At 57.9% G+C, this 22,896-nt stretch carries 24 protein-coding genes and 1 pseudogene; 13 read left to right on the forward strand and 12 right to left on the reverse strand.

Features of this window, described 5'->3' with window-relative positions; translation table 11 throughout:
• The first annotated feature begins 223 nt into the window (after positions 1-223).
• The gene (locus tag OQ460_RS06405) at positions 224-1,105 is read left to right on the forward strand and encodes a sterol desaturase family protein (protein ID WP_410021022.1); all 882 of its coding nucleotides are present in this window, start codon (positions 224-226) and stop codon (positions 1,103-1,105) included.
• Here OQ460_RS06405 and OQ460_RS06410 read toward each other — a convergent pair.
• Both OQ460_RS06410 and OQ460_RS06415 read right to left on the reverse strand, forming a co-directional pair.
• Positions 1,102-1,779, reverse strand: a complete 678-nt coding sequence (locus OQ460_RS06410; protein WP_410021023.1) for a helix-turn-helix domain-containing protein — start codon at positions 1,777-1,779, stop codon at positions 1,102-1,104. The two genes, OQ460_RS06405 and OQ460_RS06410, sit on opposite strands and share 4 nt — an antisense overlap.
• Complete coding sequence (locus tag OQ460_RS06415) at positions 1,780-2,907, reverse strand: glycerophosphodiester phosphodiesterase (protein ID WP_410021024.1); 1,128 nt, start codon at positions 2,905-2,907, stop codon at positions 1,780-1,782.
• 245 nt (positions 2,908-3,152) lie between these two features.
• Here OQ460_RS06415 and OQ460_RS06420 point away from each other — a divergent pair, with 245 nt between their 5' ends.
• A complete protein-coding gene (locus OQ460_RS06420) occupies positions 3,153-3,476 on the forward strand; it encodes a DUF2025 family protein (protein WP_410021025.1) in 324 nt (107 codons plus the stop codon).
• Here the strand turns inward: OQ460_RS06420 and OQ460_RS06425 are convergent.
• Both OQ460_RS06425 and OQ460_RS06430 read right to left on the reverse strand, forming a co-directional pair.
• On the reverse strand, positions 3,469-3,807 hold the full coding sequence (locus OQ460_RS06425; protein WP_410021026.1) for an antibiotic biosynthesis monooxygenase family protein: 339 nt from the start codon (positions 3,805-3,807) through the stop codon (positions 3,469-3,471). The two genes, OQ460_RS06420 and OQ460_RS06425, sit on opposite strands and share 8 nt — an antisense overlap.
• Positions 3,804-4,511: a CTP synthase C-terminal region-related (seleno)protein gene (locus OQ460_RS06430; RefSeq protein ID WP_410021027.1), complete on the reverse strand. Its 708-nt coding sequence runs from the start codon at positions 4,509-4,511 to the stop codon at positions 3,804-3,806. Before OQ460_RS06430 ends, OQ460_RS06425 begins: the two co-directional genes overlap by 4 nt.
• A 17-nt stretch (positions 4,512-4,528) precedes the next feature.
• On the opposite strand from OQ460_RS06430, the gene OQ460_RS06435 reads away from it, so the two are divergent.
• A complete protein-coding gene (locus OQ460_RS06435) occupies positions 4,529-5,482 on the forward strand; it encodes a LysR family transcriptional regulator (RefSeq protein WP_410021028.1) in 954 nt (317 codons plus the stop codon).
• A gap of 44 nt (positions 5,483-5,526) precedes the next feature.
• On the opposite strand, the gene OQ460_RS06440 is transcribed toward OQ460_RS06435, so the two are convergent.
• The gene (locus tag OQ460_RS06440) at positions 5,527-6,147 is read right to left on the reverse strand and encodes a TetR/AcrR family transcriptional regulator (protein ID WP_410021029.1); all 621 of its coding nucleotides are present in this window, start codon (positions 6,145-6,147) and stop codon (positions 5,527-5,529) included.
• A 134-nt stretch (positions 6,148-6,281) separates the two neighbouring features.
• On the opposite strand from OQ460_RS06440, the gene OQ460_RS06445 reads away from it, so the two are divergent.
• Complete coding sequence (locus OQ460_RS06445) at positions 6,282-7,340, forward strand: MBL fold metallo-hydrolase (RefSeq protein WP_410021030.1); 1,059 nt, start codon at positions 6,282-6,284, stop codon at positions 7,338-7,340.
• 232 nt (positions 7,341-7,572) lie between these two features.
• Positions 7,573-8,220 carry an amidase family protein gene (locus OQ460_RS06450; protein WP_410021031.1) on the forward strand — a complete coding sequence of 216 codons (648 nt, stop codon included), beginning with the start codon at positions 7,573-7,575 and terminating at the stop codon, positions 8,218-8,220.
• A 35-nt stretch (positions 8,221-8,255) separates the two neighbouring features.
• Here the strand turns inward: OQ460_RS06450 and OQ460_RS06455 are convergent, their stop codons facing one another.
• Both OQ460_RS06455 and OQ460_RS06460 read right to left on the reverse strand, forming a co-directional pair.
• Positions 8,256-8,630, reverse strand: a complete 375-nt coding sequence (locus OQ460_RS06455; protein WP_410021032.1) for a helix-turn-helix domain-containing protein — start codon at positions 8,628-8,630, stop codon at positions 8,256-8,258.
• A 103-nt stretch (positions 8,631-8,733) separates the two neighbouring features.
• Positions 8,734-9,504: an AraC family transcriptional regulator gene (locus OQ460_RS06460; RefSeq protein WP_410021033.1), complete on the reverse strand. Its 771-nt coding sequence runs from the start codon at positions 9,502-9,504 to the stop codon at positions 8,734-8,736.
• Between the two features lie 117 nt (positions 9,505-9,621).
• On the opposite strand from OQ460_RS06460, the gene OQ460_RS06465 reads away from it, so the two are divergent.
• Positions 9,622-10,428, forward strand: a complete 807-nt coding sequence (locus OQ460_RS06465) for a sulfite exporter TauE/SafE family protein (RefSeq protein ID WP_410021034.1) — start codon at positions 9,622-9,624, stop codon at positions 10,426-10,428.
• A gap of 7 nt (positions 10,429-10,435) precedes the next feature.
• Here OQ460_RS06465 and OQ460_RS06470 read toward each other — a convergent pair whose 3' ends face one another.
• The 5 genes and pseudogenes from OQ460_RS06470 to OQ460_RS06490 form a co-directional block, all read right to left on the reverse strand.
• Positions 10,436-11,383: a hypothetical protein gene (locus tag OQ460_RS06470; RefSeq protein ID WP_410021035.1), complete on the reverse strand. Its 948-nt coding sequence runs from the start codon at positions 11,381-11,383 to the stop codon at positions 10,436-10,438.
• 122 nt (positions 11,384-11,505) lie between these two features.
• Positions 11,506-12,162: an HAD family hydrolase gene (locus OQ460_RS06475; RefSeq protein ID WP_410021940.1), complete on the reverse strand. Its 657-nt coding sequence runs from the start codon at positions 12,160-12,162 to the stop codon at positions 11,506-11,508.
• 70 nt (positions 12,163-12,232) lie between these two features.
• Positions 12,233-12,391 (reverse strand): annotated as a pseudogene (locus OQ460_RS06480) (HNH endonuclease); the annotation flags it as partial.
• A 124-nt stretch (positions 12,392-12,515) separates the two neighbouring features.
• Positions 12,516-13,766, reverse strand: a complete 1,251-nt coding sequence (locus tag OQ460_RS06485) for a ribonucleotide-diphosphate reductase subunit beta (protein ID WP_310863313.1) — start codon at positions 13,764-13,766, stop codon at positions 12,516-12,518.
• Positions 13,767-14,258: 492 nt separating this feature from the next.
• The gene (locus OQ460_RS06490) at positions 14,259-14,528 is read right to left on the reverse strand and encodes a DUF2790 domain-containing protein (RefSeq protein ID WP_410021036.1); all 270 of its coding nucleotides are present in this window, start codon (positions 14,526-14,528) and stop codon (positions 14,259-14,261) included.
• A gap of 395 nt (positions 14,529-14,923) precedes the next feature.
• On the opposite strand from OQ460_RS06490, the gene acs reads away from it, so the two are divergent.
• The 7 genes from acs to argR all read left to right on the forward strand — a co-directional run bounded on the left by acs (position 14,924) and on the right by argR (position 22,891).
• A complete protein-coding gene (acs, locus tag OQ460_RS06495) occupies positions 14,924-16,879 on the forward strand; it encodes an acetate--CoA ligase (protein WP_410021037.1) in 1,956 nt (651 codons plus the stop codon).
• A 658-nt stretch (positions 16,880-17,537) separates the two neighbouring features.
• Positions 17,538-18,323, forward strand: a complete 786-nt coding sequence (locus tag OQ460_RS06500) for an ABC transporter substrate-binding protein (protein ID WP_410021038.1) — start codon at positions 17,538-17,540, stop codon at positions 18,321-18,323.
• Between the two features lie 91 nt (positions 18,324-18,414).
• On the forward strand, positions 18,415-19,104 hold the full coding sequence (locus OQ460_RS06505; RefSeq protein WP_088426868.1) for an ABC transporter permease: 690 nt from the start codon (positions 18,415-18,417) through the stop codon (positions 19,102-19,104).
• Positions 19,101-19,799 carry an ABC transporter permease gene (locus tag OQ460_RS06510; protein ID WP_410021039.1) on the forward strand — a complete coding sequence of 233 codons (699 nt, stop codon included), beginning with the start codon at positions 19,101-19,103 and terminating at the stop codon, positions 19,797-19,799. Before OQ460_RS06505 ends, OQ460_RS06510 begins: the two co-directional genes overlap by 4 nt.
• 1 nt (position 19,800) lies before the next feature.
• On the forward strand, positions 19,801-20,913 hold the full coding sequence (locus OQ460_RS06515) for a M14 family metallopeptidase (protein ID WP_410021040.1): 1,113 nt from the start codon (positions 19,801-19,803) through the stop codon (positions 20,911-20,913).
• A gap of 27 nt (positions 20,914-20,940) precedes the next feature.
• Complete coding sequence (locus OQ460_RS06520; RefSeq protein ID WP_410021041.1) at positions 20,941-21,705, forward strand: ABC transporter ATP-binding protein; 765 nt, start codon at positions 20,941-20,943, stop codon at positions 21,703-21,705.
• A gap of 205 nt (positions 21,706-21,910) precedes the next feature.
• Positions 21,911-22,891, forward strand: a complete 981-nt coding sequence (gene argR, locus OQ460_RS06525) for a transcriptional regulator ArgR (protein WP_410021042.1) — start codon at positions 21,911-21,913, stop codon at positions 22,889-22,891.
• The last annotated feature ends 5 nt before the right edge of the window (positions 22,892-22,896 follow it).

Genomic DNA, 22,896 nt, shown 5'->3' on the forward strand with positions numbered 1-22,896 from the left:
CGCAACTTAATTCACCCTTAAATTCAGCGCTTGCGCATCGCGAAGGTGGGCGCACCACATTTTTATCGGTGCATCAGGCTGATATTCAACAACTTTCAGGCAGTCGCGACAGCCCCTGCAATGGTTTCGATGATCCTTAAATTGCGTAGAACGGTTGCGTCGTTTATTCAATCGGCCCGCGGCGCAAGATTTCATGCTGGTGTCTCAACTATGGGAGACACAGATGAAACAGGTAATGGCTTGGGTCTATGCGCCGTTGTTCTGGGCGGGGTTTATCGGCGGTGGTGTGTGGCTGGTCTCGATCGGCGTGGCACAAGGGTTGGTGGTGGTGTTTGCTGCAGCCATCGGAGTGTCGTTTATCGCCGAGCTGTGGTTGCCCTATGAGCGGCAGTGGAACCGCAACCGGGGGGATCGGCGCAGGGATATCCTCCACGCACTGGTCAATGAAAGCCTCAATGCCCTTGGCCTGCTGGCTTTGCCGGGGTTGACCGCGCTGTTGGCGGTGGAGGGTATCTGGCCGCGTTCATGGTCGCTTTGCGCACAGTTGCTGCTGGCGATCATCATTGCCGACGCGGGCATCACGCTTATGCACTACGCCAGCCATCGCATCGCTGCGCTGTGGCGTTTGCACGCGGTGCATCACAGTGTGCAGCGACTCTATGGTTTCAATGGGTTGATGAAACACCCCCTGCACCAGATGCTTGAGGCCACGGCAGGCCTGCTGCCGTTAATCCTGCTGGGGATTCCTCTGGATGTGGCGATGTTGCTGGCGTTGGCGATTGCCGTTCAACTGTTGTTGCAACACTCCAATGTCGACATGCGCCTGGGGCCGTTGCGCTGGGTATTTGCCTGGGCACCGGTGCATCGCTTCCACCACATGAAATACGGTCGAGCGGGGGACGTTAATTTCGGTTTGTTTTTCAATCTTTGGGACTGGCTGTTGGGCACCGCGTTCTACAGCACGTACTACCGAATGGCCGACGGTGACTTGGGGATCGGCAGCCGTCCGGATTTTCCGGTGGAGTATGTCGAGCAACTGCGCGATCCCTTTCTGACGGCGCGGTTGAGTAAAGAGCCCGCAGTGCCGGCGCAGTTGTTGCGCTAGGGCAGTAGACGAACGTGCAGGTGGCGCAAGGATGCGGCGGCGGTTACGCCAAACAGTAGCTTCATGGTGCGGGAAAAATGCGCCGAGTCGCAGAAGCCTGCGGCGTGAGCCGCTTCGGTCAGTGAACAGCCTCCCAGGGCCAGGCCAACCGCCTGGCGCAAGCGGCGCCACATCACCAGGCGGCGCACTGGAACGCCGAGCTGGCTGACGAACAGGCGTTCCAGTTGGCTCAAGGAAATATGCGCGGCCTGTGCCAGAAATTGCGCCGATACCTTGCCGCCCAGTTGCGTGTCCAGTGCGCGCAATGCGCGCGCCACTCGTTCGTCGTCAACAGTACGGCGTGGGAGTTGGCGCAGGACATGTTCCAGGCTTTCCAGCGTCAGGTCGGCTGTGTCCAGGACCTGCTGCAATAGACGAGCGTCAAATACGCCGGGCTCGGCATAGGCCATCAAGACGTTGCCTTGTGTCTGGACAATGGCGTGAGTCTGCCGGGAGGGAATAAACAGACGGCGGGCAGTCTGCAGGTGACCATCGAGGCTGGCGGTAATCGGTTCGCCGCAGGCAAACATAAACTGATGCGCATAATGAGCATGGGGCGCAGTGCACCCCATCTCACCGAGGATCAGGGCGTAATCACGCCCCAGCCAGAGTTGGCCTGACCACTCGGGTTTCATTCAGTAACCATGGTCCTCAAGCAGTTGTGACACATTTGATGCAGGCGCGCGCTGGTAGTACTTGAGCAGTTCGGCGGCACGGTTGGTGAAGATGCCATCGACGCCTGCATCCATCACTTTCTTGAAGTCCACCGGCTCATCGACGGTATAGACATGCACCAGCAGGCCTTTGTCGTGGGTCAGCTTGTTCATTTCCGGCTTCACCAGGTCCGTGTAGCTCTGGTCCCCTAGGTCTGTACGCTGGGCCGATGGGCCGGTGCCGATGGCACCGAGGCTCTTGGCGTCGTCAATCCATTTTTCGAATTCGGCGGCGTCCTTGGGTTCCTGCTTGGCATAGTAGGCCGCTTTGCTCGGCTCGCCGGACTCGGCAAAGGTCACCTTGGATTTGGGTTCCATGCCGCCTTCACCCACCCATAACAAGAGGATCTTCGGCGTATTGGGCATTTCCTTTTGCAGTTCCTTGAGACTGTCCTTCTCGAATGTTTGCAGAATCACACGCCCTCGGCCCTGGCCCACGCCGGTGTTGCTCTTGCCCAGTTTGGAGCCCGCCGAGCTCAACCAACCCTTGTCATGCAGTTTGTCCTTCAGGTCGGCCTCAATCCCGGGAAACAACTTCGGTTCCTTGGTTTCGATGTACAGGCCCGGTTTGTGTTGCGGGTTGCCTTCGGCGATCTTGATGATTTCGTCCAGGGTCTGGATTTTCAAACCGGCGAATGTGGGGCGGGCGCGCTCCGGGTAAGCAGTGTTGAACCAACTGCCGGCGTCGAGGGTTTTCAGCTCGGCCATGGTGAACTCGTTGGCAGGGCTGTCCTTGCGCTCAGGGAACTTGGTGGCGACATCAGTGGTGCGCTGCAGATTGTCATCGTGCAAGGCGAACAGCACGCCGTCCTTACTGCGTTGCAAATCCAGTTCCAGGTAATCGGCACCCAGGTCGCGGGCCACTATATAGGCCGCAGCCGTCGACTCTGGTGCGTCAAAGGACGCACCCCGGTGGGCGATAACCGCAGGGCGGGGAATACCTTCATTGGTCGCCAGCTCGGCTGGGCTGAGCTGGGTGGCAGCCTGTGCGTGGCCAAGGCCCATCGTCAGGGCGAGCAGCAGGGCACTCTTGGTAAACGTTACAGGCATTTGCGAGATCCTTTCGTGGGGGTAGCTTCAAGAAGGTTCCCTTTTTAACAATTGAAGGCAATGCGCGCTATCACCAAACCGACATTAACGTGCGCACAGGCCATTTTTCTGCGCTTTTGTGTCGTGCTATGCAGTACTCTTGCGCCGAGCTTCCCCATCAGAGGGAAACCTGCATACCTTCTTTATTGCCTCGCGTGTAAACCATCGTTCACTTCCCCCTGTGGGATTTTTCAGTGAGGTTTACCATGCGCATCACGTCCGAACTCATCTGCCAGGCGGCCGATCAACTCAATGGCTTTGTCGGCCTGAACCGCAAGACCGGGCATTACATTGTGCGTTTCAGCGAAGATGCCTTCGGCATGGACGTTGCCGACGATGGCATCATCCCCACCAGCGAATTTGTCTGGCAGCCCGTTGATCAGCAGACCATGACGTTGTCTCGTGAGCATATCCAGCTGCTGCTGGACCAGAATATCGACGAGCGCATCAACATCACTGAACCGCTGCGGGTGTACATGCGCCGGGTGGAAATCCCGCAAATCAGTGCGGTGCGCAGTCTGGTCAGTTGAGCGTGCTGGTGCGTCCAAACGAGTAGGCCCGTTCCACCTTGCATACCCGCGTATGAAACGCCGCGTACCAGGTGGATCGACCCTGCGCGCGGATTTCACGATGCTCGGCATGCTCCTTCCAAGCCAGGATCGCCGCTTCGCTGGCCCAGTAGGACACGGTGATCCCCAAGCCATCCGCACCTCGGGCTGATTCGACGCCGAGAAAACCCGGCTGTTCGCGAGCCAGTTCCAGCATGCGTTCGGCAGCCGCTGTGTAACCTGGATCAGCCTCGGTGCGCAGGGAACTGAAGATCACCGCGTAGTAGGGTGGGGCGGGTGTGTGGGCGATCATCTCAAGCGCTCCCGGCAGGCGTTGAGCAGGGCTGTCACCAGTGGCACCGCAGCACCAACGAGCGCCGCGCGTTCGGGTTGAAACAGGGTAGCAACAAAAAACGGATGGTCCAGCAGCTCAATCGCGCGCAGATCTCCAGCCGAGTCATGGGCGCTGCCAATCAGGTTGTGCTCCAGCAGTTCAGGTTCGAAGTCGCGATTCACACCATAGCGGCACCGGTAGCCTTCCTGGATATCGAGGCAATCGTAAGCCTCGGCGATACGTGTAAACGCCGTCAAGCGTACAGCCGCGGTGGTTTCCACCAGGGCGCAGCTCAATGGTGCAATCACCGTGCGTGGTGCGTCAGGCACGAGTTCTGCGTGTTCGGCATCGGCCCAACCCAACACATTGCGCGCATATTCGAGCAGCGCATGTTGAAAACCTGTGCAGGTACCGAGGAACGGGCGCTGATGCTCTCGGGCATAGCGGATGGCCAATAGTGCGCCATCCATGTCGCGATAAGGGCTGGCGGGTACACACCAGAAACCGTCGAAGTACTGCAAGGCGCTGGTACTGTGGATTGTATCGGTGGCCAGCCAGTCGGCGCGCACGGTCAGGTTCAAGGTTGCGCCAGCCAGTTGCAGCGCGAGCGGTATCGCCTGGTGCGCAGTCACTTGAGGGTCGTAATCGCCGATCAAGGCGAGGTGCAAAGTGACGTGTTGCATGATGTGCATCCCATGGCTTGTTGAGTCCTGAGGCGCACTATAGATTGGCGTTCTTGCAATCAATATTGGCGCCGAACCACATGCTCAATGCAGCGACGCACTATCAAATTGGCTATTCCGACCTTTCCCTGGTGCTGGCATTGGTACGTGGTGGCACTCTGGCGCGGGCGGCGGCTCTGTTGCGGGTGGATGTATCCACGGTATTTCGGGCAGTTCGACGCCTGGAGTCGTCCCTGGGGCAGTCGTTGTTTGAAAAGAGTCGCGCCGGTTACCTGCCTACACGTTTGGCAACCACATTGGCCGAGCAGGCCGAACGCGCCGAACAGGCATTGGAAGCGGCGCGGATCGGAGTAGAGCTGGGTGGTGAAGTGATCAGCGGCACGGTACGCCTGACCTGTACCGATTCGGTGCTGCAGGGCGTGTTGTTGCCGGCCCTGGCGCAATTCATGCCGAACTACCCGGCGCTGACCCTGGAATTAAGTACCTCCAATGACTTTGCCAACCTTAGCCGCCGCGACGCCGATATAGCGTTGCGCCTGACCAAGACGCCACCGGAGCACTTGGTGGGACGGCGCTTGGGAACGGTGTCCTATCGTGTTTGCGCCAGTGCCGGTTACATGCAGCGTCATGACGTTCGGGATCTGACGGCCCTGGCCTGGATCGCCCCCGATGACTTCTTGCCCGACCATCCGACAGTCGCGTGGCGTCGCCAGCATTTGCCCGGTGTGACGCCGTGTTATCGCTGCAACAGTATGTTGTCCGCTACCCAATTGGTACGTGCAGGGCTGGGAGTGGCGGCATTGCCGGATTTTATGCTGGATGAGGCGCACGGTATGCAACCGTTGGGACCGTCCCTTGCCGGATATGACACGGCGCTGTGGCTGTTGACGCGGCCTGACTGTCGGGCTTTGCGCTCAGTGGTGACGCTGTTCGATGAGTTGGGGCAGCATGTACGACTGCCTCGCTTTTGACGGGCCCCCAGTAGGGTCCGTTGAGGTGCTTGGTGAGGGTGGATTCAACAGCGGGTCGTGATCTCATAACCCGCCAGGAACAGGTCTATTGCCGATTCGATCACATTGGCCTGGCTGGCCGCATCCAGGGTGGGTTGGCCGAGAGTGATTTGTGGCCAGAAGGCAAAACCCTTGAGCAGGCTTTGCACCTGATGGGCGGCAAAGCCCGGGTCGACGGGCTTGAGCCTGCCGTCTTCTTGTGCCGCGCGCACCCACACCGTGAAGCCTTCCTCGCGTTCGCTCAGGCGGTTGACGATGTCCTGGGCGCGCTCCGGGGAGTGAATGGTGGCGGCGATGGCTACGCGGGCCAGGTCGAGGAAGTTGGCATCCGACATCATCTTCATCTTTGCTTCGAGCAAGGTGCGCAATTGTTCGCGCAATGGGCGGGTGCTGCTGTAGGTCACGTCCAGTTGCGCAACGCTGCTGGCCCAAAGCTGATGCAAGATTTCGGCGAACAACTCCTCCTTGCTGGGGAAGTGGTTGTATACCGTGCGCTTGGACACGCCAGCTGTGGCGGCAATCTTATCCATGCTGGTGATCTCGTAACCGTTGTCGCGAAACTCACTGATAGCGGCCGCCACGATGGCTTCGCGTTTACGATCGGTGAGGCGCTGAGTTGCAGTCATTGGAGGTCTTCGGCTCTGGGATGAAATTACACTCGGTAGTTTACTTGTTGCGGATTTTGTTGCAATCTTGAAACTACACTGTGCAGTGTAGTTGTTGATCTGCATCAGGAAGAACGTCCCGGAGTTACATCTAAATGGTCACGATCTCCACCCGTCCCGATACCCCTTCTACCGTACTCAAGCCGGCAGAACGGCAGCAGGGGTATTTCAATAATCATGCCCCTGTGCAGAGAGTGGGAGTAGGCAAAACCTTGCGGATCTTCTGGAAAATGCTTTTCCGCAAGCCCCGAAGCACACGGCCGGTCGGCGAAATTCCGGTGCAGGCCCTGACTCGTGAACAACTGTTGGCGGCGCCGGATCACAGTGTCTATCGCCTAGGCCACTCTACGGTCTTGCTGAAGATGCGCGGCAAGTTCTGGCTGACCGATCCGGTGTTTGCCGAGCGCGCTTCGCCTTTCGATTGGGCCGGCCCCAAGCGTTTCCACCAACCACCTATTACGCTTGATCAATTGCCACCGATTGAAGCGGTGATTCTTTCGCACAATCACTACGACCATCTGGACCGCCGGGCGGTGATGCAGTTAGCCGAAAAGACCCGCTATTTTCTTGCGCCGTTGGGTGTTGGTGACACCTTGGCCACCTGGGGTGTAGACGTCGGCAAGGTGCGTCAACTGGATTGGTGGCAGGGTACCGAGGTCGATGGTATCCACTTTATTGCCACCCCGGCCCAGCATTTTTCAGGTCGAGGCTTGTTTGATGGCAACCAGACGCTCTGGGCCTCCTGGGTAATGATCGACGGCAACCGGAGGATTTTTTTCAGTGGCGACACCGGTTATTTCGAAGGTTTCAAGCGCATTGGCGAGCAATACGGGCCATTTGACCTGACCTTGATGGAGACCGGTGCCTACAACGTTGACTGGCCCGATGTGCATATGCAGCCAGAACAAACCTTACAGGCCCATATAGATCTGAAAGGGCGCTGGCTGCTGCCGATCCACAATGGCACTTTCGACCTGGCGTTCCATGCCTGGCATGAACCCTTCGATCGCATCATGGCGCTGGCCTGGGAGCGCAATGTCTTGATCACTACGCCGCCCATGGGGCAGGCCTTCAAGCTGACGGCGCCCGAGCGCGGCCGAGCCTGGTGGCTGGAAGTCGAATCCCAAGGTATTGAAGGGCAGGTCGTGAGCTGAATCGTCCGTTGGGTAAAAAGGGCTTTTCAAGGTATTTCCGCCTACAAGAGAGAAGCGAAAAAAGTGCGATCATCCCGGGAATTTATTTTTCCGGGAGTAAGTCTTGATGGAAGATACGTGTGGGAAAAGACTGCCACCGGGTGTTTCATGCCCCGTGGGAACACCGTCGGATCTCCATAGCGTTCAGATGTTGTCTTGTCTGTTGGATTCGTCGAATGCTTTGGTCAATGTCATGGACTCCAGCCAGGGCGGTATCGAATTCGAGCCTGCGACAGCCCATGCCGCCCACGGGATAGTGCTTGCCCAGGGACCCAGGTTCGATGTGCCAGGGCCAATGATGAGAACTGTACGTGACCCTGCATTGTCGCTGATGGCTTTGAGCGGTCTCGATCCTGTAGGGCCCGTCATGGTGGAAGTCCCTCCAGTCCAGGACAACAGTGCGCTGACAACGCCTCCGGCATTGGCTGGCTGGCGTATTGGTTTTGCGGACGAATACCTGCGCGGTGGCGAACGCGAAACTGCGGAGCACAGCAGCGCTTTCCTGCGAGCGCTGGAGGTGCTGCGTACGGCCGGCGCGCAATTGGTGCCTGTGTCTGCTCTGATTCCCGATACTGCACTGCATTTCACTACTGACCTGAGCAATGAGATCGATGAGCGAGTGGCGGAGCATCGTCTGGACGCGTTGGTGTCCGATGAGCAGAGCCCAGCATTTCATGCCTCCTGCAAGACCGGATACCCCGGCATCAGCCTGCCTTTGAGCAACACCGGTGTCGCCATCTGGTTCTATGGCGCCCGTTGGGCACGAGACTCGCTGTCGGTATTGGTGCGAGCTTATCAAAAGGTGCTGCTGCAAAATGATCCTGTTCAGGGCAGGGAATAAGTCGCTCATAGACTGTGAGCGACGGACTGACCAAGTTACGCACCATTTGGTTGAGGCGTCGTTGACCCACGTGTTGAGCCCAGCAGCCGAGAGAGGAAACCCGCGCCAGGTTTGGCGACTGCCTGCGAGGCCGGGGAGCCTGGTCTGTTCATCCCCCACCCCGGGGCGAAACCGGGGAAAAACACCAGGCCCTCGGCTTCCAGGCGAAACGCCAGGGCAAGGCGGGTCTCGTCGTCCACGTCGGCATGGGATTCGAAGCGTTGAATGGCTTCTGGCCCGACCCCGGATTGCCTGGCGAGCTCTTCCTGGCTCCAGCCCAGCATCGTGCGAGCCTGGACGCTGTGCTGCGGGGTGAATTGATGAAGGACGATTTGTTGATCTATGGTGCTGCTCATTGCCAGGGAGGACATGGTTTTCTCCAGGTGTTCGACGGGGAGGACAAACTATACTGTGTTTTTGTACAGTTGTTTTGACCGCTCATCAACTGGATTCTTTCGAGCGTGCTGGTGCGCTCTATATTGCCGCTTGCAGATAGGTACTTGGTGGCTGGCCAAGGACCCGGCGAAACATACTGGAAAACGCCGCCGGGCTTTCATAGCCAAAATCCAGGGCAATGCGGGTGATAGTCTCACCGCCGGCCAAACGCGCCAAGGCCTGCACCACACAGGCACGCTGGCGCCATTGCACGAAGCTCAGCCCGGTTTGCTGGCGAAACAAGCGGCTGAAGGTGCGCAGGCTCAGGTGTGCCTGGGCTGCCCAGTCCCCGGCTGATTGATGCACATCGGGCTGCTGCACAAAGGCCACGCACAGTGGCTGCAGCCGTTGATCCTCGGGCAGGGGAATATGTAGGGGCAATTGCGTCGCGCGGGCCAACTCATGCAGCAGTAGATTGATCAGCGTACCGTCGCGCCCGCTTTCATCGTATTCGAGGGGCATCTGCACGGCCTCAATCAATAGCTGGCGCATCAGCGGCGAAACGCTGATCACCCGACAATCGCGGCCCAGTGCGCCAACTGCATCAGGTTCGATATACAGGCTGCGCGTCGAGACCCCGAGCATCAGCACTTGATGCTCAATGAGTGCCGGCAGCCATACCGCCCTCTGAGGCGGCACTACCCAGTTGCCTTCCAGTGTGCTGACCTGCATGACGCCGGTGACGCCGTATAGCAGTTGTCCGCGGCGATGGCTGTGGCGTTGCAGCAGATAACCATCGGCATAGTCGGTACCAATGGCCACCACGCTACGAGGCGTGTGGTCCAGTTCATTGATGGAAATATTGCGCACGATATGGACATCGCTCTTGGCCGAATCTCACTTATTATTGGCCTTGTTGCGCAAGCAGGCCAGCGCTTGAGTGCCTATCGTTATGCCCTCAGTTTCTATCGGCGAGGGTGGTATTACATGTTCTATCTGTTGCTGGCGTTGTTTGGCTGCGTGACCGGAGTAACGGCACTTCTGTTCGGCTTTGGGGGAGGGTTCGTCATTGTGCCGTTGCTATACGGCATGCTCAAACTCAGTCATGACCCGGGCGTGAGCGCGTCTGCGATGCATATCGCGGTGGCGACATCGACCTGCGTAATGATCGTCAATGCGCTGATAGCCACCGCAAGACACCGCGGCAAGGGTCAGTTGATTCGCTATTACCTGTGGCCTCTGGCCGGCTTCATTGGCCTGGGGGCGATAGCCGGGGCGGGCGCTGCGATGTTTGCCAGTGGTGACGCCATGCGCTTTGGCTTTATTGCCTATCTGGGGCTGACCATTGTTGATTGTCTGCTACGTCGAGGATTTCTCGACCAAAGCGACATCGGCGGCAAACGAGCATTAAATAACGTGGAAGTCGTGGGCGGGGGGTTGGGGATTGGCTTGATTGCCACCTTTCTTGGGGTGGGTGGCAGCGTCATGACGGTGCCGCTGCTGCGTCGTTGTGGCTTGAGCATGTCCCAATCCACTTCAATGGCTAATCCACTGAGCGTACCCGTAGCGCTGGCCGGTACATTTACCTACGTGGCAATGGCGAGTTTCGCCAACGTCGACTTGGGCATTTGGTTTGTCGGTTATGTCGATTTGCTGGCCTTCGCCATCCTTGTCCTTGGATCGCTGTTGGGTATTCGCCTGGCTACACCGTGGATTGGGTGCATTCCGGATGCGGCGCACGCGCGGGTGTATATCGGCTTGTTGGTACTGGTGATGCTGAGCATGTCGATCTGACCAGGCGCTAGGCTTCCAACCCCGGTGCCTCCCGGATGAGCAAATGGTCCAAGTTCTGGATATCGGCACTGAACACGCCAAACGTCTGCTCGGGATTTTTTTTGCTTGGTACCTGCTTGAGTTCCGGCGTTACTCCGTAGAAGAAGCAATACAGCGGCCGCTCGCTTTTCATTGCCGCCTTGATCTGCTCCAGGAAAGCCCTGCGCTTGCGGTAGTTCTCGATCAGCTTCTTGTTCAGGTAAACGTTGACGGAGTAGGGCTTCTTGTCGAGCCAGACCTTCTTCTCGAAGTCGATACGCAAGCTGCTGGTGTAGTCCTTGATCTCCTTGATCCGGCCCCAGTAAATCAGGCCCTTGTTGTCTTGCAGGTATTCGATCCTCTTGAAAAATGTCCAATACGTCGCGCTGTGCTCGCCGATCTTCAACGGCATGCCCTTGAGCTTGTCCTTATCGACGATATTCGACACGTAGCATTCCACCGGATGGGCGAAAACGCTGGTCTTGTCCGGCGTGACATCGCCTGTACTGTGAAGGTTGCTGCTGTTGCTCGAAGGTGTTTTCGCCGGTTCCTGTGGGACGGAACCTTCGGTACCGAAAGCGAGCGTCTTGCGTTCGTACAGGCGCCTTGTCAGTACAAACTCCGACGGGAAACTGTCCTCGCGCTCATCTTCGCTTTCGCCGACGGCGGTCTTGCGACTGGCGTAGCGACAACCTTCGATATGCTGCGTGCTGGGAATATTCTTGAAGTGAGGCGTGCGCAGGTAATTGACGTTTTTCGCGTTGAAAGTACCCAGCACATTGCTGGCGGCAAAGGCCGCTCGGCATTCATCGTTTGGGCATAGAAAGCTGTCTTGGTCGGAATCGAAAGCGGCGGTTTCGTCGAAATTCAGGTCGCGCACGTCATAGATCGACAGCTTTTCGTCCAGTGTCAGGCTGTAGGCCGTGTCGAATTTCATCGGGGGCTAGTCCGTGGGAAAGTTCGCTATTAATAGCGGGAACGTTGGCGTAGTACAAACGCCAACCACCGATTATCCCACAGCTGCCTTCGAACCTCGGCGAGGCTGCGTACAGCGCTGAACTACGGCGCTTTCGACTTCGACTGAGCGCGGCGCTTCTTGGCTGAATGAAAATGCCGCCAATGCGCATCTTGCGCCGCCGCCAGCAACTCCCGATCGCCGCGTGTATCGCCCCAGGCGCGGAGCCGATAGTCGGCCAGATCGCCATAGACCGCCTCAAGCCGCAGTACCTTGTTCTCGCAGCGGCAGTTGTTTCCGGTGAGACGTCCGCTCAACACACCGTCGACTACCTCCAGCTCGGTTCCGATCAACTTGATCCCAAGTCGATCGGCAAAAGGCTGCAACACAATCGCCGGAGATGCCGAACACAAAGTCACCTGCGCGCCGGAACCAATCTCATCGGCCACCGACTGCAACCCGGCTGGTCGCATTAATTTGTTCCAATAAGCACGGCAGTATTCCTCGGCCTTCTGTTGGACCCAGGTCTTTTCGACACCTGTCATAAAGGTACGAATCAGCTGCGCTTTCAACTCGTCACGACTGATCTGGCGCACAAGAAAACGCAGGCCGGGCAATGCGAGCTTCAGCATTCGGCGGTTGAATTCCTGCTTGCCGAAAGCGAACTTGAGGAACGGCACAAAACTGTCGTGGTGAGTCAGGGTACCGTCAAAGTCGAAGACTGAAAGTACCTTGGCGTCCACGGGGCCGGCTTCTAGCATGTCTGGGGTCACGGAGGTGCCTCGGTCCTATCTGCAGTTTTTGGAATATATGTGTTGTGACTGCGCAAGTTTACTCTTCTATCAAACGTGTGATTTTTGAGTAAAGCCCGGCGATAACAACATCTCGGTCACTCGATCGGCGACAACGCTGATGATAATTGGGGCACAAGGCTACAGCATTGGTAATGCGATCCGAACCCTTATGGGCGAGTTGCTCTATGTGATGTGCTTCAAGAAATGGCTGGCGGCTATTTCAAAGAGCGAGCTTGAGCAGCTATGGGGGGGTATTCCCCCATGAAAAAAAGCCCTGCGTGTGATCGCAGGGCTTTTTTATAGTGTTGATTTTGAGCAAATCAATCCCAGCTGAGCGCACCACCGGTCTGATACTCGATCACCCGCGTCTCGAAGAAGTTCTTCTCTTTCTTCAAGTCCATGATCTCGCTCATCCATGGGAACGGGTTGGTGGTTCCTGGGTACTCTTCCTTCAAGCCGATCTGCGACAGGCGACGGTTGGCGATGAACTTGAGGTAGTCCTCCATCATCGCCGCGTTCATGCCCAACACGCCGCGCGGCATGGTGTCGCGGGCGTATTCGATTTCCAGTTGGGTGCCCTGCAGGATCATCTGGGTCGCTTCTTCTTTCATCTCGGCATCCCACAGGTGTGGGTTTTCGATCTTGATCTGGTTGATCACATCGATACCGAAGTTCAGGTGCATCGACTCGTCGCGCAGGATGTATTGGAACTGCTCGGCGACGCCGGTCATTTTGTTGCGTCGACCCATGGACAGGATCTGGGTGAAGCCGCAGTAGAAGAAGATGCCTTCGAGCACGCAGTAGTAGGCGACCAGGTTGCGCAGCAGCTCTTTGTCGGTGTCGACGGTGCCGGTCTCGAACTTCGGATCGGAGATCGAGCGGGTGTATTTCAGGCCCCAGGCGGCTTTTTTCGCGACCGACGGGATCTCGTGGTACATGTTGAAGATCTCGCCTTCATCCATGGCCAGCGATTCGATGCAGTACTGGTAGGCGTGGGTGTGGATCGCTTCTTCGAAGGCCTGGCGCAGGATGTACTGGCGGCACTCCGGGTTGGTGATCAGGCGGTACACGGCCAGGACCAGGTTGTTGGCAACCAGCGAGTCGGCGGTGGAGAAGAAGCCCAGGTTGCGCATGACGATGCGACGTTCGTCATCGGTCAGGCCTTCGGGGTTTTTCCACAGGGCGATGTCGGCGGTCATGTTGACCTCTTGCGGCATCCAGTGGTTGGCGCAGCCGTCGAGGTACTTCTGCCAGGCCCAGTCGTACTTGAAAGGCACGAGTTGGTTGAGGTCGGCGCGGCAGTTGATCATGCGTTTTTCGTCGACGGCGACGCGGGCGGACGCGCCTTCGAGCTCGGCCAGGCCTTCGGCGACGTCGAGTTTGTCGAGGGCGGCCTTGGCGCGAACGATGGCGGCGGAGTCACTGGCGGTGACGGCGCGGGCTTCGATGGCGGCGGCAGCGCCGGCACCGTCGAGGCGGTCCATGTTGGCTTCGGTGGCGTGGCCGGCGTTGGCGCCCTTGGTGGCTACTTCGCCTTCTTCTTCTTTGTCGAATTCGTCCCAGCTCAGCATGACGTGTTGTCTCCTGCATGAGGGCCAAAGGTGCCCGTGTGAAACCGCATGGTTGGGTGTTCACACGGCCCAGAGGCCGCGGTGGATCTTTAAGGAATCGTTTGTTGCAACAGCTAGCGCAGGCATTAAACGGAATAGGGTTACGGGGATCTGCTTGAGGCTTGAGGGGCGGAGCGACGCTTGCTGGCTCCAGCGGGGCCTCAGGTTTGGCTCTTCGTCCCATGTAAAGGGATATTGCAGGCCCGATTTACCCGCGCATTATAGGGAAAAAATCGACTTTGTGTTGCGGCCGATGGACTCAGTCGAGGGGCAGAAACACCGCTTTTCAGGCCAGAGCTTGGGTTTACAGGGGTTTGCCGGGGCAGGATTTTTTTGACGAGCGGTGGAGGACGTTTTTTGCAAACGAAGACAAGGGGGGGAGGGGAGTCCCTGGCCGCAAGAACGATTTCTTGCGGCAAACATTACCAAGGAGAATTTCAACTAACGAAGTGATCAGCCGTTAGAGCAACCATCGCCCATGATTTTATAATTAAGTATATGTCGCTGACCTTGGTGGTCTTCATATTCCATGCGTGCTGGAACAACTTCGCAGACATTTGGAATCGTACTCATGGACAGGACTTTGGCAATGTCCAGATGACTGGAATAGCTGTATTCCTCGACAACGGTAGTGTTCTGGCTGGCTACGTCAGTCGGGATCTCATCGGCTAGAGCAGCAGTAGCGCATACGCTGGCAAGAGCCATCACCCATAAAGCTTTCATTTCTATCATTACCTTTTTGCGGTCGAATGGGGTCACGAGGCCCTTGTGAGGCCACGTGTGTAACTTGATTGGAAAGTTCGGATCAACATGCCTTCGTGGGGGCTGCAACTTGGTTAATCACGGTGCCTTGATGGCGAGGCTGATTTTAGGCGCTCGCGTTATATTCATATACCCGTGCTTTTGATAAACACTATTGGCGGTTTACGTAACAATCCGCGAGCGGAGAGTTTTTTCACGCCCTCCGAAAGCGCCACAGGCCACGGGCCAGAGCGCTGGGAGGGGATAGCAGGGTAATTTGTAGGGGCTTGTTACTACCATCGTCGAATGGTTCTATAGGCCCGCCCCGGCTACAACAGGGCCATACAACAACAACTATTGTCACCGAGGTAAGAAAGATGAGTGCGGCTTCCCTGTACCCCGTTCGCCCCGAAGTAGCAGCCAACACGCTGACCGACGAGGCGACCTACAAGGCCATGTACCAGCAGTCGGTGGTCAACCCCGACGGTTTCTGGCGCGAGCAAGCCAAGCGTCTTGACTGGATCAAACCTTTCACCACGGTGAAGCAGACCTCCTTCGACGACCACCATGTGGATATAAAGTGGTTCGCTGATGGCACCTTGAACGTTTCCTACAACTGCCTGGACCGTCACCTCGCCGAGCGTGGTGACCAGGCGGCAATCATCTGGGAGGGCGATGATCCTGCCGAAAGCCGCACCATCACCTACCGCGAGCTGCACGAAGAAGTCTGCAAGTTCGCCAATGCCTTGCGCGGCCAGGATGTGCATCGCGGTGATGTAGTGACTATCTATATGCCGATGATTCCCGAAGCCGTGGTTGCCATGCTGGCCTGTACCCGGATCGGGGCGATTCACTCGGTGGTGTTTGGCGGTTTCTCGCCAGAGGCGCTCGCCGGTCGCATCATCGACTGCAAATCCAAGGTTGTGATCACCGCCGACGAAGGTATTCGCGCTGGCAAGAAAATCCCGCTCAAGGCCAACGTCGATGACGCCCTGACCAATCCGGAAACCAGCAGCATCCAGAAGGTCATCGTGTGCAAACGCACCAATGGCCAGATCAAATGGAACCAGCACCGCGACATCTGGTACGAAGACCTGATGAAAGTCGCGGGCACCGTCTGTGCACCTAAAGAAATGGGCGCCGAAGAGGCGCTGTTCATCCTTTATACCTCTGGCTCCACCGGCAAGCCAAAGGGTGTGCAGCACACTACCGGCGGTTATCTGTTGTACGCGGCCCTGACTCACGAGCGCGTGTTTGACTACCGTCCGGGGGAAATCTACTGGTGCACCGCCGACGTCGGCTGGGTCACCGGCCACACTTATATTGTCTATGGCCCGCTGGCCAACGGTGCGACCACGCTACTGTTCGAGGGCGTGCCGAACTACCCGGACATTACGCGGGTGGCAAAAATTGTCGACAAGCACAAGGTCAACATTCTCTACACCGCGCCTACTGCGATCCGCGCCATGATGGCCTCCGGCACTGCCGCCTGCGAAGGCGCCGATGGCAGCAGCTTGCGTCTGCTGGGGTCGGTCGGTGAGCCGATCAACCCGGAAGCGTGGGATTGGTATTACAAGAACGTCGGCCAATCCCGTTGCCCGATTGTCGATACCTGGTGGCAGACCGAGACCGGCGGCAACATGATGAGCCCGTTGCCCGGCGCCCATGCGCTCAAGCCAGGTTCTGCCGCGCGACCGTTCTTTGGCGTGGTGCCGGCGCTCGTGGACAACCTGGGCAACCTTATCGAGGGCGCTGCCGAAGGCAACCTGGTGATTCTCGATTCGTGGCCAGGCCAGGCGCGTACGCTGTTCGGTGATCACGATCGTTTCGTCGACACCTATTTCAAGACGTTCCGTGGCATGTATTTCACCGGTGACGGCGCCCGTCGTGACGAGGACGGTTACTACTGGATCACCGGCCGTGTGGACGATGTGTTGAACGTGTCTGGCCATCGCATGGGCACTGCCGAGATCGAAAGCGCCATGGTCGCCCACCCTAAAGTCGCGGAAGCGGCGGTGGTGGGTGTGCCGCACGATATCAAGGGGCAGGGCATTTATGTCTACGTCACCTTGAAGAACGGCGAGGAGCCTAACGAAGCACTGCGCCTGGAACTGAAAAACTGGGTACGCAAGGAGATCGGGCCGATTGCCTCGCCGGACGTGATCCAGTGGGCGCCGGGCTTGCCAAAGACGCGTTCGGGGAAAATCATGCGGCGTATCTTGCGCAAGATTGCCACCGCCGAGTATGACGGGTTGGGCGATATCTCCACCCTGGCGGATCCGGGTGTGGTGGCGCATTTGATTGAAACGCACAAGACCATGAACGTCGCCTAAGGCGCAGTACGTGGGACAAAGCCCCATTCGGTGTGAGCCGGGTGGGGCTTTTTTGATGAGTTCTCAAAAAACACTGAATACCCGATGTGGGAGGGGGCGTGTTCCCGATCGTGGTGTATCAGTCAGCACATGTGTATCTGATGTACCGCTATCGGGAGCAAGCCGCTTCCTACGCCGGATTGAATACCCGACAGCCCAATAAATATCGATTTCTTTGGTAGGAAACTTCTGAATGTTACCGAGTGGTGCAAATGTGTAACCGTTCGCCCAAACATGGGGCAAAGCGCTACGCCGGTTCCCTTCAAACGCCCGTTTTAGACACCCTCGCAAATAAGATTAAACGCTACACTTGCCGTGCTAGAAGGGTTTGCGAATAATAGGCCCGCAATTTGCAGCGTTAAAAGGTTTAGTGTCTTTTGTCTCTGCATAAAATCCAGAGATTGTCAATGTGTTGGAACCGCTTTCTTGGTGCTTCTGTAAATTGTTGTCGCATTGAGGAAATATCGGCTTCTGACCTGTCGTTAGAATGCCGATCACTCGCTCGTCGTCGCCGGTGTTGGACTGGTGCAGGACGCAGCACTGTATTCGGTTTCACTCAGTCGCATCGTGGGCCCTGGCTCATACTGCTGTTTTTGCCCTATACCGATGGAGTCCCAAGATGAAGAAACTCGTGCTGTTGGGCGCCCTGGCGCTGTCCGTACTGTCCATGCAGGCCTTCGCTGAAGGCAAGCCTCTGAAAATTGGTATCGAAGCGGCTTATCCTCCGTTTGCCTCGAAGGCCCCGGACGGCAGTATCGTCGGTTTTGACTACGACATCGGCAACGCCTTGTGCGAAGAGATGAAGGTCAAGTGCACTTGGGTCGAGCAAGAATTCGATGGTCTGATCCCGGCGCTTAAAGTACGCAAGATCGATGCGATCCTGTCCTCCATGTCCATCACCGAAGACCGCAAGAAGTCCGTGGACTTCACCAATCGCTACTACCTGACGCCGGCACGCCTGGCGATGAAGGAAGGTACTACGGTCAGCGAGAGCCTGGATGAATTGAAAGGCAAGAAGATCGGCGTACAGCGCGGCTCGATCCACGATCGTTTCGCCAAGGAAGTCCTGGCTCCCAAAGGCGCCACCGTTGTGCCTTACAGCTCGCAGAACGAAATCTACCTGGACGTGCAAGCCGGTCGTCTCGACGGTACCGTAGCCGACGCCACCCTGCTGCAGGAAGGTTTCCTTGATACGCCAGCCGGTAAAGGCTACGCGTTCACCGGCCCATCCTTCACCGACGCCAAATACTTCGGCGACGGCATAGGCATCGCAGTGCGCAAGGGCGACAAGCAAAACCTGGACCGTATCAACGCAGCTATCGCCGCGATCCGTGCCAACGGCAAGTACAAGACTATCCAGGACAAGTACTTCAACTTCGATATTTACGGCGCTGACGCCAAGTAAGTCATCGCAGTTGTCTGTCCAAAATGGCGCAAGCACCAGGATCTCTGACGTTTGCGCCATTTTTTCATCCCCCTTTTCGAGGACCTGAATCATGTTGAAAGGCTACGGGGCCGTTATCCTCGATGGCGCATGGTTGACGCTTCAGCTCGCCTTGTCGTCCATGGCCTTGGCCATTGTTCTGGGTCTGATCGGGGTCGCGTTGCGCCTGTCGCCGGTGCGCTGGCTGGCTTGGCTGGGAGACTTGTACTCCACGGTGATCCGCGGGATCCCCGACCTGGTACTGATCCTGCTGATTTTCTACGGCGGTCAGGACCTGCTCAACCGCGTCGCGCCGCTACTGGGATACGACGACTATATTGACTTGAATCCCTTGGCCGCCGGTATCGGCACTCTGGGATTCATCTTTGGTGCCTATCTTTCGGAAACCTTCCGTGGTGCCTTCATGGCGATCCCCAAAGGCCAGGCAGAGGCGGGCATGGCATATGGCATGAGTCCGTTCCAGGTGTTCTTCCGGGTGATGGTGCCGCAGATGATCCGGCTGGCAATCCCCGGTTTCACCAACAACTGGCTGGTATTGACCAAGGCCACTGCGTTGATTTCGGTGGTAGGTCTGCAAGACATGATGTTCAAGGCCAAGCAGGCGGCAGATGCCACTCGCGAGCCTTTTACCTTCTTCCTCGCAGTGGCGGCGATGTACCTGGTGATCACCAGTGTCTCGTTGCTGGCCCTGCGTCATCTTGAGAAGCGCTACTCGGTAGGCGTAAAGGCGGCTGATCTATGATCTTCGACTACAACGTCATCTGGGAGGCCATGCCGCTGTACCTCGGCGGGTTGCTGACCACCCTGAAACTGCTGCTGATTTCGCTGTTTTTCGGCTTGCTTGCCGCCTTGCCCCTAGGCTTGATGCGGGTGTCAAAACAGCCGCTGGTCAATGGCGCCGCATGGGCCTATACCTACGTGATTCGCGGCACGCCGATGTTGGTGCAACTGTTCCTGATCTACTACGGCCTGGCCCAGTTCGAAGCGGTGCGCGAGAGCTTCCTGTGGCCGCTGCTGTCCAGTGCAACCTTCTGCGCGTGCCTGGCCTTTGCGATCAATACCAGTGCCTACACCGCTGAAATCATCGCCGGCAGCCTCAAGGCCACGCCCAACGGCGAGATCGAAGCGGCCAAGGCCATGGGTATGTCGCGCTACAAGCTGTACCGCCGCATCCTGCTGCCGTCGGCCCTGCGCCGTGCGTTGCCGCAATACAGCAACGAAGTGATCATGATGCTGCAGACCACCAGTTTGGCGTCGATCGTTACCCTGATCGATATCACCGGTGCTGCGCGCACGGTCAACGCGCAGTACTACTTGCCGTTCGAAGCCTATATCACCGCCGGCGTATTCTACCTGTGCCTGACCTTCATTCTGGTGCGCCTGTTCAAGTTGGCCGAGCGCCGCTGGCTGAGCTACCTGGCTCCAAGGAAGCACTGATATGCAACGTATCGATCACCTTCTGCCCTGGGGACACCTGGGCTGCGAGCGCCAACTGAGCGTGTTTCGCTTCGGCAGCGGCGAGCGCAAGGCCTATATCCAGGCCAGTCTGCACGCCGACGAATTGCCTGGCATGCGCGCGGCGTGGGAGCTGAAGAAGCGTCTCATCGAACTGGAGCAGCAAGGCGCCCTCAACGGTGTGGTCGAGCTAGTGCCGGTGGCTAACCCGATGGGCCTGGGCCAGTTGTTGCAGGGTGTCCATCAAGGGCGCTTCGAAGTGGGCAGTGGCAAGAATTTCAACCGCGATTTCGTCGAGTTGAGTGAGCCGGTAGCGCAGTTGCTCGAAGGCAGGTTGGGGGATGATCCCCACGCTAACGTACATCTGATTCGCCAGGCCATGAATGATGTGCTCGACGCGCTGCCGCCCGCCGCTACCCAGTTGCAGGGGATGCAGCGCCTGTTGCAGCGTTACGCCTGCACTGCCGATGTGGTGCTGGACCTGCATTGCGATTGCGAGGCGGCGCTGCATATGTATGCCTTGCCCCAGCACTGGCCGCAGTGGCGTTCGCTGGCGGCGCACTTGAATGTAAAGGTGGGCCTGCTGGCGGAGGATTCCGGCGGCAACTCGTTTGATGAGGCGTGTTCGACGCCCTGGTTGCGGTTGTCCACGCGGTTTCCCGAGGCGCAGATCCCGCTGGCGTGCATGGCTACCACCCTGGAGTTGGGCGGCCAGTCCGACACCGGCCGCGAGGCAGCGATCTTCCACGCCGAAGGCATCCTGGCGTTTCTTGCCGAGCAAGGCTTGATCAAGGGGCAATGGCCTGCTGCGCAGCATGAACCTTGCGAAGGCATGCCGTTCGAAGGCACTGAAATGCTGTTTGCACCGCGTCCCGGCGTGGTCAGTTTCCTGCGTGCGCCGGGCAGTTGGGTGGAAGCCGGTGAACCGATTTTTGAAGTGATCGATCCGTTGTCCGATCTGGTCAGCATCGTCTGTGCCGGTACGGCCGGGGTGTTGTTTGCCGTTGAACGGCTGCGTTATGCCCAGGCAGATATGTGGCTGGCCAAGGTGGCGGGGCGTGAAGCCTTGCGCCATGGCCACTTGCTGAATGACTGACCCACTGTTTTTGTGAGAACCGACCGCATGTACAAGCTTGAAGTCCAAGACCTGCATAAACGCTATGGCAGTCATGAAGTGCTCAAAGGCGTGTCCCTGGCTGCCGCAGCCGGTGATGTGATCAGCATCATCGGCTCCAGTGGTTCGGGTAAAAGTACCTTTTTGCGCTGCATCAACCTGTTGGAGCAACCCCACGCCGGCAAGATCCTGCTCAACAACGAAGAGCTGAAACTGGTGGCCAGCAAAGACGGCGCCATGAAGGCCGCCGACCCCAAGCAACTGCAGCGCATGCGTTCGCGCCTGTCGATGGTGTTCCAGCACTTCAACCTGTGGTCGCACATGACGGCGTTGGAAAACGTGATGGAAGCGCCGGTACACGTGCTGGGCATGCCGAAGAAAGAGGCGCGTGAAAAGGCCGAGCACTACCTGGCCAAGGTCGGTGTAGGCCATCGTAAGGATGCATTTCCTGGCCACATGTCCGGCGGTGAGCAGCAGCGCGTGGCGATTGCCCGTGCCTTGGCGATGGAGCCTGAGGTAATGCTGTTCGACGAGCCCACCTCGGCGCTGGACCCAGAGCTGGTAGGCGAAGTGCTCAAGGTGATGCAGGATCTGGCCCAGGAAGGCCGCACCATGGTGGTGGTGACCCACGAAATGGGCTTTGCCCGTGAAGTGTCGAACCAGTTGGTATTCCTGCACAAAGGCATCGTCGAAGAATGTGGCAACCCTCGCGAAGTGCTGGTGAACCCACAGTCGGAGCGTTTGCAGCAGTTCCTCTCGGGCAGCCTGAAATAATCACTCCCTGTCGAAGCTGCTTCATGTGGGAGGGGGCTTGCTCCCGATGGCGGTGTATTAGTCAGCAAATGTGTATCTGATGTATCGCTATCGGGAGCAAGCCCCCTCCCACATTTGAACTTCATTGTTTTTGAGATTTGTGTTGGTTTACGGGCTAGCATTGGCCTTTGTCTTCATTACCGTTACTCGCTTCGGATAGCACTCCATGACCGCCCACAAAATTGGTTTCCTGATTTGGCCCAGCACAAAAGCACTGACGCTGGCGCTGGCTGAGGAGGCCTTGCGCGTTGCTCAGCGGGTGCATCCGGATGTGGTGTATGAGCTGTCATTTTTGCTGGCCGAACCTGCGGAGCAAGGGGCCTGGCAATTGCCGGGCGAGCCTTGGGCCGGCAAGCTCGAAGGTTTTCAGAAACTATTCCTGCTGGCCGATGAACCGCCCACTGCAATCGCCTCGCAACTGAGTACCGCCCTCAAGCAACTGGTGCGTGCCGGTTGCGTGATCGGCGGGTTGTCGGCCGGTGTGTATCCGCTGGCCCAACTCGGCCTGCTCGACGGCTACCGTGCCGCCGTGCATTGGCGCTGGCAGGACGACTTCGCCGAGCGTTTCCCCAAAGTCATCGCCACCAGCCATCTGTTCGACTGGGATCGCGACCGCCTGACCGCCTGTGGTGGCATGTCGGTACTCGACCTGCTGCTGGCCGTATTGGCCCGCGATCACGGCGCCGAACTGGCCGGTGCGGTGTCCGAAGAACTGGTAGTGGAGCGTATCCGTGAAGGCGGCGAGCGCCAGCGAATCCCGCTGCAGAATCGCCTGGGTTCCAGCCATCCCAAGCTGACCCAGGCGGTGTTGCTGATGGAAGCCAATATCGAGGAGCCGCTGACCACTGATGAAATCGCCCAGCATGTGTGCGTCTCCCGACGACAGTTGGAACGCATCTTCAAGCAATACCTCAATCGAGTTCCCAGCCAGTACTACCTGGAGTTGCGCCTGAACAAGGCCCGCCAGATGCTGATGCAGACCAGCAAGTCGATCATCCAGATCGGCCTGTCGTGCGGCTTTTCCTCGGGGCCACACTTCTCCAGCGCCTACCGCAATTTCTTCGGCGCCACGCCGCGCGAAGATCGCAACCAGCGGCGTAGCAGCAGCCCGTTCGAGTTATCGTCGGTGCCGTCCGAACGCGGCTAGATCGC

Source organism: Pseudomonas imrae (assembly GCF_046352735.2).
GTDB classification, from domain to species: domain Bacteria; phylum Pseudomonadota; class Gammaproteobacteria; order Pseudomonadales; family Pseudomonadaceae; genus Aquipseudomonas; species Aquipseudomonas imrae.